General features: G+C 72.8%; 10 protein-coding genes. 4 read left to right on the top strand and 6 right to left on the bottom strand.

Translation table 11 applies throughout. The annotated features are described in order from the left end of the window. Positions 1-52 precede the first annotated feature (52 nt). The 4 genes from RV986_RS23330 to RV986_RS23315 all read right to left on the bottom strand — a co-directional run bounded on the left by RV986_RS23330 (position 53) and on the right by RV986_RS23315 (position 3,835). The gene (locus RV986_RS23330; RefSeq protein WP_475919256.1) at positions 53-2,503 is read right to left on the bottom strand and encodes a DEAD/DEAH box helicase family protein; all 2,451 of its coding nucleotides are present in this window, start codon (positions 2,501-2,503) and stop codon (positions 53-55) included. Between the two features lie 86 nt (positions 2,504-2,589). Further along, positions 2,590-3,006, bottom strand: coding sequence for a hypothetical protein (locus tag RV986_RS23325; protein WP_475919255.1), 417 nt, complete (start codon positions 3,004-3,006; stop codon positions 2,590-2,592). 197 nt (positions 3,007-3,203) lie between these two features. After that, positions 3,204-3,575: a PIN domain-containing protein gene (locus RV986_RS23320; protein WP_475919254.1), complete on the bottom strand. Its 372-nt coding sequence runs from the start codon at positions 3,573-3,575 to the stop codon at positions 3,204-3,206. Further along, positions 3,572-3,835: a hypothetical protein gene (locus RV986_RS23315; protein ID WP_475919253.1), complete on the bottom strand. Its 264-nt coding sequence runs from the start codon at positions 3,833-3,835 to the stop codon at positions 3,572-3,574. Before RV986_RS23315 ends, RV986_RS23320 begins: the two co-directional genes overlap by 4 nt. A gap of 282 nt (positions 3,836-4,117) precedes the next feature. Here RV986_RS23315 and RV986_RS23310 point away from each other — a divergent pair, with 282 nt between their 5' ends. The 4 genes from RV986_RS23310 to RV986_RS23295 are packed head-to-tail and all read left to right on the top strand — an operon-like array spanning position 4,118 to position 12,543. Then, positions 4,118-5,707 carry a TIGR02677 family protein gene (locus RV986_RS23310; protein WP_475919252.1) on the top strand — a complete coding sequence of 530 codons (1,590 nt, stop codon included), beginning with the start codon at positions 4,118-4,120 and terminating at the stop codon, positions 5,705-5,707. Further along, positions 5,704-7,122 carry a TIGR02678 family protein gene (locus RV986_RS23305; protein ID WP_475919251.1) on the top strand — a complete coding sequence of 473 codons (1,419 nt, stop codon included), beginning with the start codon at positions 5,704-5,706 and terminating at the stop codon, positions 7,120-7,122. Before RV986_RS23310 ends, RV986_RS23305 begins: the two co-directional genes overlap by 4 nt. After that, positions 7,119-11,219, top strand: coding sequence for a TIGR02680 family protein (locus tag RV986_RS23300; protein WP_475919250.1), 4,101 nt, complete (start codon positions 7,119-7,121; stop codon positions 11,217-11,219). Before RV986_RS23305 ends, RV986_RS23300 begins: the two co-directional genes overlap by 4 nt. Continuing rightward, positions 11,209-12,543, top strand: coding sequence for a TIGR02679 domain-containing protein (locus tag RV986_RS23295; RefSeq protein WP_475919249.1), 1,335 nt, complete (start codon positions 11,209-11,211; stop codon positions 12,541-12,543). The genes RV986_RS23300 and RV986_RS23295 overlap by 11 nt, the downstream gene beginning before the upstream one ends. Positions 12,544-12,776: 233 nt before the next feature. Here the strand turns inward: RV986_RS23295 and RV986_RS23290 are convergent, their stop codons facing one another. Together RV986_RS23290 and RV986_RS23285 are read right to left on the bottom strand one after the other, a co-directional pair. Continuing rightward, positions 12,777-13,175, bottom strand: a complete 399-nt coding sequence (locus RV986_RS23290; protein WP_475919248.1) for a transposase family protein — start codon at positions 13,173-13,175, stop codon at positions 12,777-12,779. A gap of 349 nt (positions 13,176-13,524) precedes the next feature. Beyond that, the gene (locus tag RV986_RS23285) at positions 13,525-15,747 is read right to left on the bottom strand and encodes a bifunctional serine/threonine-protein kinase/ABC transporter substrate-binding protein (RefSeq protein ID WP_475919247.1); all 2,223 of its coding nucleotides are present in this window, start codon (positions 15,745-15,747) and stop codon (positions 13,525-13,527) included. Positions 15,748-15,756 lie beyond the last annotated feature (9 nt).

Below are 15,756 nucleotides of genomic sequence, written 5' to 3'. Positions count from 1 at the left end.
GTAGTGCTCCCGCGCGCGAATAGCCCACGCCAGCCAGCGCCCGTCGATCCCCTCATGAGGCACGACTGCCTTCGAGGCCGAGGCGTTCGGCGGCCTCGCGGGTCTTGCCCTGCTCGTCGATCGAGACGGCGTCGACCATCTTGTGGACGATGTGCTTCAGCGGGACGCCGCCGGTGAGCGCTTCGATCTCGGCGCGCTCGTCGTCGGTCATCTGGATGTCGAGCTTGGCCAGACGGGAGGCGAGGGTGGAGATGTGGGTGTCCTCCGCGACGCCCCGGGCTGTGAGGCGGAGGAGTTTCTCAAGGTTGAGGTCCTTCTCCGTGTGCTGCTCCAGCGGACCGGCGTCCACCTTCGGCTTCCGGGTCACACCCACCGCGTCGACGATCACGAAGTGCGTTTTGGGGCCGACACCCGGGGTGACGCGCTCGAACTCGGTCAGGGAGAGGGTGCGGGCGCCGCGGCCCTTCATCTGTTCGAAGTAGGCCCAGCTCTTGACGTCCCGCAGGAAGAGCAGGCATTCGAGCGGCTTGACGTCCGTGCCTGTGGCGATCATGTCCACGGTGACGGCGATGCGCAGTTGCGGCAGGTTGCGGAAGTCCGAGAGGCGCTCCGCAGGCTTCTTCGCCGCGTGGGTGATCTTCGCGCAGAAGTCGTTGCCCTTGCCGAAGACATCGCGGATGACCTCGACGATCTCCTCGGCGTGGTTGTCGTTCTTGGCGAAGACGAGGGTCTTGGGGACGTACATCTCGTCCCACAGCAGCTCGCCGGTCTCCTTGTCGCGCTTGGCACGCGCGGGGAAGATCTCCGTGAACAGGCGCTCGCGGAAGGTGTGGATCACCGTGCGCAGCTGGTCCTTGCTGATCACTCCGACGCCGACTTCCGTCGCGCCGTAGGAGACGTCCTCGTCGAAGTCCTCGTAGCGCTGGCGGCGGGTACGGCGGTCGCGGACCGGGATGACGCCCCGCGCGATGACTCCGCCCTCGCCCGTTATCCGCGTCACGATCTCGTACACCTGGAAGTCGACGTTGACGCCGTCGGCGACCGCCTCCGGGTAGGTGTACTCGCTGACCAGGTTGCCGTTGAAGTAGCCGAAGGTCTGCGCGACGGGTGTCGCGGTGAGGCCGACGACGGGCGCGTCGAAGTACTCCAGTACAGAACGCCACTTGCCGTAGATGGAGCGGTGGCACTCGTCGACGACGATCAGGTCGACGGACTCGGGCGGGATGCCGGGGTTGTAGCCGACGGAGATGTCGCCCGGCGTGTCGTACGAGTACTCCTCCTCGCCGTCCTCGCCCTGCGTGGCGGGGACGGTCGCGCCCGTCAGCTCCATATACAGGCGCTGCACCGTGGAGACGACAACCTTCGCGGAGGGGTTCATACCGTCGGCGCCGAGGCGCTGCACGTTGAACAGGTCGGCGAAGGTGCGGTTGGTGTCGGGCGTCGTGAAGTTCTCGAACTCGTTCTGCGCCTGGGCGCCCAGGTTGTTCCGGTCCACCAGGAACAGGACCCGCTCGGCCTGCGCGTACTTGAGCATCCGGTACGAGAAGGTGACTGCCGTGTACGTCTTGCCCGCGCCGGTCGCCATCTGTACGAGGGAGCGGGACTGGCCCGTGCCCTGCTGGCCCTTGCCCAGGGCCACGGACTTCTCCACGCCGAGCACCGCCTTGATCTGGGCGGGACGGAGGGGACGCTCGTCCAGGTCGGGCAGGCGCAGGCGCAGGCGGGCTCGGTAGGAGGGTGCCTGGGGGTCCTGTTCGGCCTGGCGGATCCAGCGGGACAGCGTGCGGGGCTGGTGGAAGGAGAAGATCCGCCTGCTGCGCGAGTCGGGGTCGAGGGTGTTGCGGAACCGGGTCTCGCCGCCGTCCGACACATAGCGGAACGGTAGCGGGGTGCGCCAGGCGATCAGGCGCTGCTGTGCCTCGGTGGGGTGGTCGGCGTACCGGTCGGCCTGCGCCTCGGCGGCCGTCAGGTCGGCGCCCTCCCGCTTGGCCTCGATCACGCCGACGAGCTTGCGCTCCACGTACAGGGCGTAGTCGGCGCGGCCGGTGGCGGTGGTCGTCTCGCGGACCGCGACGCCGCTGCCGCGACGGTCGCCCTGCACGTACAGGTTGAGGCTGCCGCCCGCGTCCTGGACGCTCCAGCCCGCCTCGGTGAGCATTTGGTCGAGGCGGGTGCGTACCTGCGCCTCGGTGAGCGGCTCGCGGGCGGCCTGCTCCGCGTTCTCCAGGAGACGGGCACGCTCGGCCACCGCCTCGGAGGCGGCGGCGGGGCTCGTGATCTGCTCGCGCAGCAGCCGGGCGTCGGCCGAGGACTGGGCCTGCTGGAGCGCCGCGAGCTGATCGTGCATGGCGGCAACCTGGCGGGCCAGCTCCTCCCTCTCCGCCGCCGCGTCGGCGAGTTCCCTCTCCGCCGCGAGGCGGGCGGCCTGCTCCGCCTGTGCCTGGGATGCCTGGCCCTCGTAGGTGAGGCGGGCCTCCTCCAGCGCGCGCCGGGTCTCCTCCACCTGCGCGCGCAGGGCCGTGTGCTGTGCGGCCGGCGTTCGTGCCGGGTCCGGTGGAACGAAGGTGCACTGTTCCCGGGATCCCGTGATCAGGCGGTGGTACCAGACGCCGAGCCGATGACAGGTCCGCAGGGCCCGGAAGGCGTCGTCCGGGTCGTCATGCCGTCGTGGTTGGCCTTGTTGCCGAGTACGCGGACCTCGTGGAAGGCGGGCCCCACGTCGCCGTGCAGGTAACCCTCCCGGTCGAGGGCGGCCAGGCGCTCGATCTGTTTGCTCCCGGTGAACTGCACGCGAGCCCGGCGCACCAGATCGGAAGCGAGGGCCTCACCGAACTGGCGGGACTTGATCAGCGAGGTGTTCGGGTCGGTGAAGGCGTTGGCCTCGGCCCCTGAGCCGTAGGCGACGAGCAGCGGCAGATGGTCGTACAGGAAACCGAAGTTGCGTGATGTGCGGGCGAGTTCGGCGAGTCTGGGGTCCGGCGTCTGTGCCGCGCCACCTGCGCTCATCAGAGGGGTACCGCTCTTCCTGGTCTGCTGCTGCACGGCATGGGGTGCACGGGGCTGCTGGAGTGCAGTGAAGGGATCATCGAGCCCAGCGCCGGGGACCGTTCGGGCGCCAGGATTTTCGTCGTCGCCGGTTGACGGAACACCTGGCGAGGGCCGGAGGCGGCGACGTCGAGTCGGGCGTACCGCGGCGGCCGGTCTCACGGCTTGCCGATGTCCACCGTCCATACGCCCGTGCCGTCGTACGCCTCCGGGGTCGCGGTCAGTACCTGACCTTCGCCCTGACCGGCCGCCGAAGCGTAGACCGCGTGCGCGTGCCGCCAGTCGACGCCCGCGACAGTCGTCTGTTCCACGGCGGCCGTAGCCGCGAAGTCGAGAGGCAGGAACTCCAGGCCGGGAAGTGCCCCCGTGTGCGCCGCCGCACCAGGAAGCTCCAGGCTTGCCGCGAACAGACACAACGCGGGGACGTGCGCGCGCAGAAGCGGATCGTCGACCTCGACCACGGCCAGTCCGGACAGCAGGCGGTGCCCTCTGCACAGGGCGACCACCGCCGTGTGATCCAGGATGATCACCGGCGCTCTCCCAAGCGACCCGCGGCGATTTCCGCTCGCCAGGCCTGAGCCTCGCGCACGTCCTCATCGGTCAGCTCCGGCCGCAGGTTCGCGCGGACGTACGCGATCGCTCGTGCCGTCCGCTCGGCCCGTTCGCCTTCGGTGGGAGTTGCCGCGACAACGCGCTCCACGTACGCGCGAGTGCTCAGTCCGCGCTCTTCGGCCAGCGTGCGAAGGCGATCTCTTATACCTTCGTCGATCTTGATCGTGGTGTCAGCCATAGCGGAAGAATACCAATGAATACCTGGGTCGGTGTCTGCGCTCGAAGAGTTGCCTCGCGCGCGCCACTGGACGCGTCCACGGCGCCGACCTCTTTACCGGCGGATCGCGAGCCCGGCCGAGTGCGCCTCGCACGGCGCGCGAAGCGCGCAAAATAGCACAGGTGGCGCGGCCGAAGAGCGGGTTACCCGCACTGGTACGAGTTGCGGCAGACTGGTGCGGAACCCCGGCTGTCCGGCCGGGGCGAGCACGTGCCCAGCCGCCGCACGGAAGCCGCCAGACCCGTGAGTGACGAGCCCGACCCCCCGGGGGCCGACGCCCCCGACCCCGTCGACGAGGGCGCGTTCGGCATCGACGCGTTCTCCCTCGACGACCGGCTGCGGCTGTTCCACTTCGCCGCCGCAGAGAAGCGCCACGAGTACCTGTGGCTGCTGCGCGCCTTCGACCGCGGACGCGCCAACTACCAGGTGCTGCTGCACGCTTCGGACGCGGTGGGGCTGCTGGAGCGGCTCGTGGTCGACCATCCGGCCGCGGGGGCCGTCGGCGGGTCGGCCGGTGTTCAGCCGCTGCTCGACGCGCTCGCGGAGTGGCAGGTCCTGGACCGGTCGTACGACGGGACGCGCGCCGCGAACCTGGCCGAGTACCGCAACCGCCACTACGTGTACCAGTTCACCCAGGCCGGATACCGGGCGTACCGGGCCGTGGAGGACGTGCTCGGGGCGAGCCTTGAGGACGCCCAGCTCTCCCGCCTCGTCTTCCCCGACATCCTCGGCGACCTGCACGCGCTGGCCGAGGCCAACACCGCGGGCGACGGCGAGGAGGTCTACCGCAAGCTCGGCCGGCTCGACTCCGTGCTGAACGAGATGGCGCAGCGCGCCGCCCGCTTCTACCTCATGCTGGGCGACCTGGCGCGCACCAACGACACCCGGCCCGAGGTGTTCCTCGCCCACAAGGACACGCTCCTCGCGCACATGCGGGAGTTCACCGCCGAGCTCGGGCGCTACGCCCCGCTGCTCGCCGAGGCTGTCGAGAAGGCCGCGGCCACCGGTGTGGACCGCATGATCGAGTACGCGGCCGAGGCCGACGAGCGGCTCTTCCGCAGCCCCGCCGAGCGCCTGGCGGACTGGCGGCACCGGTGGGACGGCATCGTCCACTGGTTCGCGGAGCGCGAGCACAGTGAAACCGAGCGGCTGCAGGACGCCACCGTCACCGCGATCCGCTCCGTCCTCGCCCTGCTGCGCCGCGTCACCGAGGCGCGCCGGGGCGGGGTGAGCCGGGAGAGCCAACTGCGCCACCTCGCCCAGTGGTTCACCTCCTGCGAGAGCGACGAGGACGCGCACGCCCTGTTCCAGGCGGTCTTCGGGCTCGGCGCGCCCCGCCACATCGCCGTCCCGTACGCCGATCCCGAGCAGATCCCGGGGCGTACGTCCTGGTGGGAGGCCGAGCCGGTCGAGCTCGCCCGCACCCTGGTCCAGTCCGGCCGCACCCCCGCCCTGCACGGTCCCGGCCGCATCGAGCGCGACGACGACCGGCGGGCCCTGCTCCGTGCCGGGCAGCTGAAGGAGCAGGCCGAGCGCCGCGGCGCCGCGAGCTCCCTCGCGTCGGACGGCGTCTACGGCCGGACGCTCGACGAGCCTGAGACGCGGGCGCTGCTCGCCCTCCTAGACGTGGCGCTCGCCGCCCGTGTCCCCGCCAGTCGCATGGTCACCGCTGCCTCCGGCTCAGCCCACGGGGTACGTCTCACCCTCACTCCCGCCGAGGGCTCCACCGCCGTCGACACCGTGCGCGGCCGCCTCCATCTCGACGGGCTGCGCCTGGAGGTAACCCACCAACAAAGCAAGGCCACCGACCAGCAAAGCAGGGCCGCGTCATGAGCCGCGTCGCCGAGGGCGTCTCCCCGCTCGAACTCGCCGACTACCAGAAGGCGGTACGGCTCGTCCTGCGGCATCCGCTGGTCACGCCCGGGTACCCGGACAGGACCGCGCTGGCGACCGTGCGCCGCTGGGCCGGGCAGCTGCGCACCGATCTGATGGAGGTGCTCGGTTACCGGCTCGTCACCACCGCCGACACCGCCCGGCTGCAGCGGGCCCAGGACGGCCTGGACGCCACCCGCCCGGCCCTCACCCGCGCGGGACGCCCCTTCGACCGCCGCCGCTACGCCTACCTCGTCCTCACCCTCGCGGCCCTGGGCCGCCACGGCGCGCAGGTGGCGCTCGGCGAGCTGGCCGACGCGGTCGCCGCCGACGCTGTACGCATCGACGGACTCGGGCTCGACACCGCGCGCAAACCCGACCGGGACGCCTTCGTCGACGCCGTCACCTGGCTCACCGAGCGCGGCGCGCTCACCCTCGCCGACGGCTCCGCCACCGCCTGGGCCGGCGATCCCGAGCGCGCCGAGGCCCTGTACGACATCGACCGCGAGATCCTCCTCGCCGTCCACCACCCGACCCGCGTCCTGCAGCACCTGACCTCCGTCACCGCGCTCCTCGACTCCGCCGACGCGCTGGGCATGTCCGCCGGCCGTGCCGCCCAGCGCCGCGACCAGGCCCGCCGCGCCCGCCGCCTGGTGCTGGAGAACCCGGTCGCGTACTACGCCGACGCCGACGCCGAACTCCTGGGCCAGCTGCGGGCCCCCGCCCTCGCCGAGGACCTGGAGCGGTTGACCGGGCTGACGGTGGAGCGGCGGGCCGAGGGCGTGGCGCTCATCGACACCTCCGGCAGGCTGTCCGACATCCGCTTCCCCGGCGGCGGCACGGTCGCGCAAGCCGCGCTGCTGCTTGCCGCCCGGATCAGCGCCGCCGTGCAGCGTTCCGGACGGCATGCCCTCGAACTGCTGCCCGCGCCCACCGCCGCCGAACGCCTCGCGGCCCGCGCCCGGCGGATCGACGGCGCCCTGCCGTCGCGGGGACTGATCGCCGAACTCGCCGAGCCGGATGACGGGTTGGTGTACGAGGAGGCGTCCGGCGATGTGGCTCAGGAGCCGGGGGAGACCCGGTATCCCTTCGTCACGGACTCCTGGCTCCGGGGCAGGCTCAAGGAGATCACCGGCGAGTACGGTGCGGGCTTCGCCGCCGACCTGCGCGGCGACCCGGACCGGCTGCTCGGCCAGGCACTCGACCTGCTGGCCGCCATGTCGCTGATCGCCCGCATCGACGGCGGAGCTCTCGCCCTCCCCCTGCTCGCCCGCTACCGCGGGGTCACCGCCCGGGTGAAGACCCGTACGGCAGCACAACCACCCGCCCAGACCGCCCTGTTCGCCGACGACACCGCCAAGGACCCGACTCCGTGAGCACCCCCGCTCCCGCCCCGGCACCCCGATACGTCCCCACCCGTGCCGGGATCATCAACCTGTGGGACTACCGGGACGAGGAGTTCTCCTTCGCCGGCGGCTGGCTGGTGCTGCGCGGTCCCAACGGGTCCGGCAAGACCAAGGCACTGGAGGTGCTGTTCCCGTTCGTCCTCGACGGCCGTATCGATCCCAAGCGGCTCAACCCGTTCGCCGCCGAGGACCGCACGATGAAGTCCAACCTGCTCTTCCGCGGGCAGGACAGCGCGCTCGGCTACGTCTGGATCGAGTTCACCCACCGGGAGACCGGCGAGGCCGTCACCTGCGGCATCGGGCTGCACGCCCAGCGGCACCGGGACACACCGGCTCGGTGGCACTTCGTCGCCGAGGGCCGGGTCGGCGAGGACTTCTCGCTGCTGACCGACGACGACCGGCCGATGACGAAGAAGCAGCTCGCCACCGAGCTCGGACGCGAGCTGATCGCCTCCACGGCCGACTACCGCGCCGCCGTCGACCAGCGTCTGTTCGGCCTCGGCCGGGAGCGGTACGAGCAGCTGCTCACCCTGATCCTCACGTTGCGCCGTCCGCAGCTCGCCAAGAACCTCGACCCGGCCAAGCTCTCCGACACTCTCACCGCGGGCCTGCGCCCGCTCGACGACGACCTGATCGCCGAGGCGGCCCGCTCCTTCGACGACATGGAGTCCGTGCAGCGCACCCTGGAGGGGCTGACCGCCGCCGACGACGCCACCCGCGCCTTCCTCGCGAGCTACTCCACCTATCTGCGGGTCCACGCCCGCACCGCCGCCGACCGGCTCACCGCCCGCCGCGCCGAAACCGCCGAGCGCGCCGCCGCACTGCGCACCGCCGCCGCGGACCTGGCGGCGGCCCGCGAACAGCAGGCCGCCGCCGAGACGCGCGCCGAGTCGGCCGACGCCTCGCTCGCCGCCCAGCGTGCCCGTCTCGACCAGCTGCGCTCCTCTGCCGCATACCAGGCCATCGAGCAACTCGCCGACCTGGAACGCCTGGTACGCACCTGCGAGCAGACCGCCCGGCAGGCGAGCGCCGAACGCGAGCGCCGCACCGCCGCCACCGGCCGCGCCCGTGCCGAGGCCGAACACGCCGCCCGGCTCGCCGCCGAACTCGACGCCGCCGTCTCCCGGGACGCCGCCACCGTCGCCGACCACGCCCACACCGCCGGCCTCCCCTGGACACCGGCCGACGCCGAGCCCGCTCGCCTCGCCGAACGCTCCGCCGCGCTGGCCACGGCCCGCCACGAGGGCGTCCGGGCCGTGCGTGGCGCCCAGCAGACGGCACGCGGCGCCGAGCAGACCCGTGACCTCGCCCGGATCTCGCTGGACCGTGCGCAGGAGGCCGTCGCCGCGGCCGAGACCGCCGAAGCCGTTGCCGAGTCGGCCCTCGAATCCGCCCGCGAAGAGGCCCGTACGGCGCTCGGACAGTGGACCGGCGCACACGGTGCGCTCCTCCCGGAACCGGGTGCCGAGCGACTCGGCGAAGCCCTCGAACTCACCGGCGAGGCCGAGGCGGTCACCCTCGCCGACGCCTTCATCGAGGCCACCGTTCCCGCCGTACAGGAGCTGCGCGACACGCTCGCCTCCCTGCGTGCCCGGCGCACCGACGTCGAGCGCCGCCGCGCCGAGACGGAGGCCGAACGCGACCGGATCGCCGCCGAACACGACGACGCCCCGCCCCCGGCCCGCGGCCGAACCGCCGACCGGGCGCCCGGCGACGGCGTGCCGCTGTGGCAACTCGTCGGCTTCGAGAATAAGTTGACGGAGCGGCAGCGAGCCGGCCTGGAAGCGGCCTTGGAGGCGTCCGGCCTTCTCGACGCCCTCGTCACCGCCGAGGACATCCCCGTGGCGGCCGGGCACAGCGAGGGCTACCTCCGGGCCGGCGCCCCGGTGAGTGGACCCAGCCTCGCCGATCTCCTGAGACCGGAGGGCTCCGAGGACCCCGAGACCAGCGCCGCGATTCCGACCGCCGCTCGCATCACCGCCGTACTGCGCTCCGTCGCCGTCACCGGAGACCTCGACACCGGGACCCCGCAGATCAGCCCCGACGGCCGGTACGCGGCCGGTGTCCTGGTCGGTGCCCACACCAAGGAGCACGCCGAGTACGTCGGCGCCACCGCCCGCGCCCGCCGGCGCGCCGCCCGGATCGCCGCCTGCGAGACGCTGCTGGCCGAACTCTCCGCCCATCGCGACGAGTTGGCGCGCGCCCAGGCCCGTACGGATGTCGCCCTCGACGCGTACGTCGCCGCCCGCGCCGCCCTGCCCCGCACCACCGGCATCACGCAGGCCCTGCGCGAACTCGACAGGGCCGCGGCGAGGCTGCGCGCCACCCGAGATGCCACCGACGCCGCCCAGGCCTCGTACGACGAGTCGGTGGCCGCCTGCTCGGTCGCCGAGCGCGCCCTGCGCCGCACCGCGGCCGAGCACACCATCGAGATCGAGCGCGTCGACGCCGTCGAGACCGCCACCCGCGCCTTCGAGGCGGCGGTACGCGAACTCGCCGCCCGCCGCCGCGAACACGCCCGCCAGACCGAGGCCGCCCAGGCGGGCGCCGACCGGCTCACCGCCGCCGCCGAGGACGAGGAGGCGGCGCTGGACACCGAGCGCGCGGCACGCCGCCGCCACGCCGAGGAGGCCGCGGGGCTTGAGGCCCTCCAGGCGGCCGTCGGGGCCGAGGCGCAGGAGGTGATGCGCCAGGTGCGGGAGGCCGAGGACGGGATCGACGCCCTGGTCCGGGAGGCCGAGGCGGCCCGCACGGCCCAGCACACCGCGATCGCGGGCACCGCCGCGGCCGAGGCCCGCCGTACGGCCGCGGCCGCGGCCGGGTCGGTCGCCGCGGCGGAGGAGAAGAACACCGCGCGCGGTCTGCGCTCGTACGCCGCCCGTGAACTCCTCGACATCCTGCGCTGTCCGCCCGGTCTCGCCTGGCCCGCCCAGGAGGCCGACTGGGCCGGCGAAGCACTCCCGTCGGCCGTGGTCGCCGTACACGAGGCGATCCTTACCGCGACCCGCGACCTCACCCCCACCGAGACCAGCCTCAAACAGTCCGTCACCCGTCTCACCAAGGCCCTGGACGACCTGCAGGCGCAGCTCGCCGCCGCCGGACAGGACTACCGGCCCGAATGGGACGGCTCCGACGGGGTCATCCTCGTCCGCGTGGCCGACGAGGAGGGCCCGCTGCCCGTCGCCGCCTTCGCCCAGAAGATCTCCTCCCACCGCCGTGACCAGGCCGAACTGCTCTCCGAGTCCGAGCAGCGGATCCTGGAGGACGCCCTGCTCACCCGGCTCGCCCAGCAGATCCACGACCGCACCGTCGACGCCCGTGACCTGATCCGGCGGATGAACACCGACATGCGCAAGCGGAAGATGTCCTCGGGGACGACGGTCGGTGTGAGCTGGCTGCTCGCCGACCATCTCGACGACGAGCAGCGCGCCGTCTGCGCCCTCCTCGACGCCGACGCCGCCCGCCTCGGCCCCGACGGTCTCGCCCGGGTGCGTACCCACTTCGCCGCGCAGATCAAGACCGCCCGCGCGTGCCACCGCGACCAGCCCTACCGGGAGTTGCTCGCCGAGGTTCTTGACTACCGGCGCTGGCGGCAGTTCGCGTTCCAGCTGGTACGCCCCGACAGGAACGAGGAGCGGCTCACCCGCGCCCGGCACAGCCGGCTGTCGGGCGGTGAGCAGTCCGTGTCGCTGCACCTGCCGCTGTTCGCCGCCGCGCACGCCATGCTCAACTCCGCCGACCCGCACGCCCCGCGCCTGCTCGCCCTCGACGAGGCCTTCGCGGGCGTGGACGACACCGGGCGCGGCGAACTCATGTCGCTGGCCGCCCAGTTCGACCTCGACCTGTTCATGACCGGCTACGACCTGTGGGCCGCCCACGCCTCCGTGTCCGCCGCGGCCCACTACGACCTCGCGCACACCGCCGTCGACCACACCGTCTCCGCGCTGCTGCTCGTCTGGGACGGCGACCGGCTCCTCGCCGACGACACCGGCGACCTCACCGCCGCCCTCGGCTCGCCCGGCACCCGGCGCGTCCTGATGCCCGAGGAGGCCGCGGTTGCCGGCTGAACAGCGTGAGCACCATGGGAACCGTGAGTACGACGAGTTGCGGGGCGAGGGATGGACCCGGCTGCTCGCCGCCGCCCGCCGCAGGCTGGAGCGTACCGGCGGCGCGCTCGACGGCGACATCGGGCTCGCGGCACCCAGCGAGGCCGAACGCCGCACCGTCATCGGCATCACCGGCCGCTACCGTCCCGAGACGGCGAGGCGCCTCGCCGTACCCCTGCGCGAGCTGGACGGGTATCTGTACGACCGTTTCGGCGCCGGTCTCCTGGCGACCCTCGGCCGACTCCACGGCCCGCTGCGTGACCGGCCGGCCGAGCGGGCCGACGAGGAAGCGCGCCGCGAACAGGCCCTGAAGTCCGCCCACTCCAGCGGACTCGCCGGGCAGGGATGGTTCGCGGCCTGGCTGGAGCGGATCGCCGCCGACGGCACCCTCACCCGTCTCGTACGCCGCGGGGACGCACCCCTCCTCGACGCGGCGGTGCGTGTCCTGGAAAGGCTCCCCGGTGACCGGGACCGCTTCCCCGGCTCCCCGGACGGCTTCCCCGGTGACCATGATCGGCTCCCCGCGCACCCGGGCATCCGCGACGGACTGCCGCTTCCGGTCCTCGCCGAGTGGGCGACCGGCGACACCAAGGCCCTCGTTCCCGGCGCCCCGCTCGAACAGCTCGTCCTGCGCGCCCTCGCCCAGCGCACCGGCGACAGTTCGGTCGTACCGCGCGAGCGGGCCGGGCGGCGCGCCCTGTGGGAGAGCGCCGGAGCCATCGCCGACGACCTCGCCAGCCAGGTACTCGTCCTCAACATCGGCGCCGAGGGCGACACGGTGGTCTGCGACTGGCTGCGCGACGCCGCCGACTTCGGCATCCCCTTCCGGCTCACCCTCCACCAGCTCGCCGCCGACCCCGTCGTCCCCGCCGCCCGTACCATCTTCGTCTGCGAGAACCCGGCCGTACTGCGCGCCGCGGCCGGCGAACTTGAGGACACCGGCGCCGCCCTAGTCTGCACCGAGGGCGTCCCGTCCGCCGCCTGCCACAAATTGCTCGGCGCCGCCGTACGAGCGGGAGCCCGGCTGCACTGGCGCGCCGACTTCGACTGGGCCGGCCTGCGTATCACTGCGGACGCCATGGCCCGCCACGGTGCCCGCCCCTGGCGGATGACCGCCGCCGACTACACCGTGGCCCTCAGCATGGGCGAGTCCACACCGCTCGCGGGACCGCCCGCGGCCAGCCCCTGGGACCCCGAACTGGCCCGTGCCATGGAGGAGTCGGGCAGAACGGTCATGGAGGAACGCCTCCTGTCCGCGCTCCTGGCCGATCTCACCCGCACCTGACCCGGCGAGTCTCGGGGTCGGCTCGATCTGTCCACCGGGGCGTGTCGGCCGGTGTTCACCGACGAGTTGGGGCCTGGGGTCGAGGACGAAGAAGTGGACGTTCCCGAACGATGGCTGTAGGTGTCGGCGCAGGGTTCCCAGGCTGGCTACCGGGACATGGAGCTGTTCCTCGGCGGGTTCGCTGACGCGTCCCTCGCCGACCGGGTGCGGAACGCCGCCGACGGGCCTTACCGTCAGGCGCTCTTGCCGTCCACTGCGAGGGTGTCCGCCCCGGCCGGGTCACATCCCAGCAGGTCGGCCAGGCCGCCGGGGCAGACCTGGTTGATGATCCGGCGGATCGTCGCCGTACTCGGCGCGCGACGGACGCCGAACACCGAGACAGTGCGGGCGCCGAGCCTGGTGAGGGCGGCCTGTGGGGCACTTCGTGCCCACTGCCCGATCGCCGCGAAGGACCGGGCACCGGCCACCACGGCCGAGCAGGCCACCAACAGCACGCTCACGAACAGGTGACGCTTCCCCCGTCGGCAATGCGGATCCACCAGCGTCCCAAGCCGTGTCGGCAAGCCGACGACTCCGCGGTGCTGATGCGAAGGCGACTTGATCAGACAGACACTGGCAGACTGATGGCACATCGAAGCTCCGGTTGGGCAGGGCGACTTGGGAAGGTCACCCCTTCAACTGGAACTTCGTTGCCTGCGTGGCGGGTCACTGATACATCGTCGTACTGCCGTGAGCTGCACAGATTCATGAGCACCAGGACTTTGAAACCGCCCTGGCCCCTGGTGCGCTGTCGCTCCTGGCCCAGGGGTTCCCCGACACCGCGCGCCGGGCGAAGACCGTCGGCCTGTGGGAGCGGTGACCGTGCTCGCCGTCGTCACGGGCCCCCTGCTGGGCGGCGCCCTCACCGAAGGCTTCGGCTGGCCCGCGATCTTCATCAATCGGCCCCCTTGGCGTCATCGCGCTGCTTCCCGTTGCTGCTGCTCAGCGTGCCTGGTCGTATCGCCCCAGGAATCGGAAATCGCCGTCCCTGGCCTGGTAGAGGAAGCTGGCGTTCTCCGGTTTCAGCGTGTGGGTGGCGTCCTGGGTGAAGTGGATCGGCTTGGCCACGCCGTCGTAGGCGGTGCGGAAGAGGCGTTCGGCGACCTGGCCGGGTTCGATTTCCGCGCCGCCCCCGAGTGCGTCGAGGGCGCGGGCGATCAGGCCGACGGCGTCGTACGCCTCGGCGGCCCAGCGGGCGGGGGCCAGGCCGTAGCGTTTCCGGTACGCGGTGGTGAACGCCTTGGAGGCCTTGGTGCCGGCCGATTGTGGTTCGGTGTACGGGGCTTCGAATGTCCAGCCTTCGGCCGCGTCGCGCGCCGCGGTGAGGAAGGCCGGACGCATGACGGGCTCGAATCCCATGCGTGGGCCGGTGAATCCAGCTGCAGTCAGGGCGCGGGCGCAGGCCGCGGCTCGGCTCGGGGAGATGCCGGCGTGGACGACGGCCTGCGGGTCGGTGGCCAGGGCCTTGGCGACGGCCGGGCGGAAGTCGTCGGTGTCGGCTGCCACGGGGTGGATGGTGACCGTGCCCTCGCTGGGCGGATTCTCGCCGATGTACCGGCTGGTGTCCCAGGCGGTCTGTCCCGCGGCCTGGTCCTCGATGACGGCGGTACGGCTCGTGGAATGCACCCGGGTCAGGTAGAGGATGACCGGTAGGGCGCGCTGGGAAGCCGATGTTCTGGTCTCGCACAGGGTGCGCCGTAGGGAGACGTCGGACAGTGCGGCCTCGTCGGCGTCGACCGACACGAGTACGAACGGTGTCGACGCGGCAGCGTAGAGCGGACCCGCGGCGCGTGCGGCGGCGGTCGTGGTGGGGCCGATGACCGCGCGGACCGCGGACCGGGCGAGCAGGCTGCGGGCCGCGTCCTTCGCCCGTGCGGGCTCGCCCCGGTCGTCGTACCTGGTCAGGGCGAGGCGGAAGGAGGCGTCGGTGTGTGTGTTGTGGGTGGCGACGGCGAGGGCGGCCCCGCGTTCCTGCGCTGTTCCGGTGTCCTTCTGAGGTCCTGTCAGGTCGGCTTGGAAGCCGATGGTGTGTGTCGGTACGTCGCGGGGCGTGCCGGCCGCCGCCGCGGTGTTCCGCCGGTTCAGCAGTACGGCGGCGCCGGTGCCCGAGGCGGCGACCGCCAAGCCCCCGATCGCGAGAACGCGGCGGCGGGGCAGCCTCCGTACCGACTCCGGGGGCGATGGCTCCGGGGCGGTGCGGGCCGGCGGGCGTGGGGGTGGGTTGAGGGCGCGAGACGAACGGTCGGCCACCAGCCGTAGCGCCTCGGGAGGCAGCCAGTCGCCCTGCCCAGGGGGTCCGGTACCCCGGCTCGTGCTCGACCCCTCCGTTCCGCCCGGCGCCCTGCCGGTCACCGCCTCGAACGCGTCACGGAGTTCGGCGGCCGTGGGCCGGTGCCGGGGGTCTTTGGCGAGGCAGTCGGTGATTGCCTCGTGCGCCGGTGGTGGCAGGAGACGGTCGAGGCCGGTGAGGTCGGGGGCCTCGTGGACGGTGCGGTACAGGACCGCGGCCGCGTCGCCGGTGCCGAACGGCCGTCGGCCCGTGGCCGCGTACGCCAGCACGCAGCCGAGGGAGAAGACGTCGCTGGGCGGGCCCACCTCGCCCTCGTGGGGCCGGGCCTGTTCGGGGGAGAGATAGCCGGGGGTGCCGATGATCGCGTCGGGGGCGGTCAGAGCGGTGGTGCCGGTGCCTTGGGCGATGCCGAAGTCGATCAGCCGGGGACCGTCGTGGGTGAGCAGGATGTTGCCGGGTTTGACGTCGCGGTGGACCAGGCCCGCCGCGTGCACCTCGGCCAGCGCCCGCGCCAGACGCGCGCCGAGTACGACGACGGTGTGCGCGGGGAGCGGACCGTGTCCGTCGACCGTCTCGGCCAGTGACGGGCCGGGCACGAAGGCGGTGGCGAGCCACGGCTCGCGCGCCTCGGTGTCGGCGGCCGTCACCGGTACCACCCAGCGGGCGGTGAGCCCGGTGGCCAGCCGTACCTCGCGGCGGAAGCGGGCCCGGAAGGCGGGATCCGCGGCGTGCTCGGCGCGGATCGTCTTCACGGCGACGACTGCCCCGTCGGCGGCGCGGGCCAGATAGACCGTGCCCATGCCGCCGGTTCCGAGCCGGGCGAGCAGCCGGTGCCCGCCGAGTGTCTCGGGGTCCTCGGCCCGCAGCGCACGCATCGCCTGCTC

This window comes from Streptomyces sp. RLA012 (assembly GCF_056270325.1).
Note: the sequence above shows the minus strand (reverse complement) of the source record. Positions and strands in the feature narration are given on the sequence as shown.

What these genes read in the sequence shown, in the direction of transcription:
- RV986_RS23325 (WP_475919255.1), bottom strand. Translation starts at nt 3,006, where the DNA reads ATGAGCGCAGGTGGCGCGGCACAGACGCCGGACCCCAGACTCGCCGAA.
- RV986_RS23315 (WP_475919253.1), bottom strand. Translation starts at nt 3,835, where the DNA reads ATGGCTGACACCACGATCAAGATCGACGAAGGTATAAGAGATCGCCTT.
- RV986_RS23305 (WP_475919251.1), top strand. Translation starts at nt 5,704, where the DNA reads ATGAGCCGCGTCGCCGAGGGCGTCTCCCCGCTCGAACTCGCCGACTAC.
- RV986_RS23290 (WP_475919248.1), bottom strand. Translation starts at nt 13,175, where the DNA reads ATGTGCCATCAGTCTGCCAGTGTCTGTCTGATCAAGTCGCCTTCGCAT.
- RV986_RS23285 (WP_475919247.1), bottom strand. Translation starts at nt 15,747, where the DNA reads ATGCGTGCGCTGCGGGCCGAGGACCCCGAGACACTCGGCGGGCACCGG.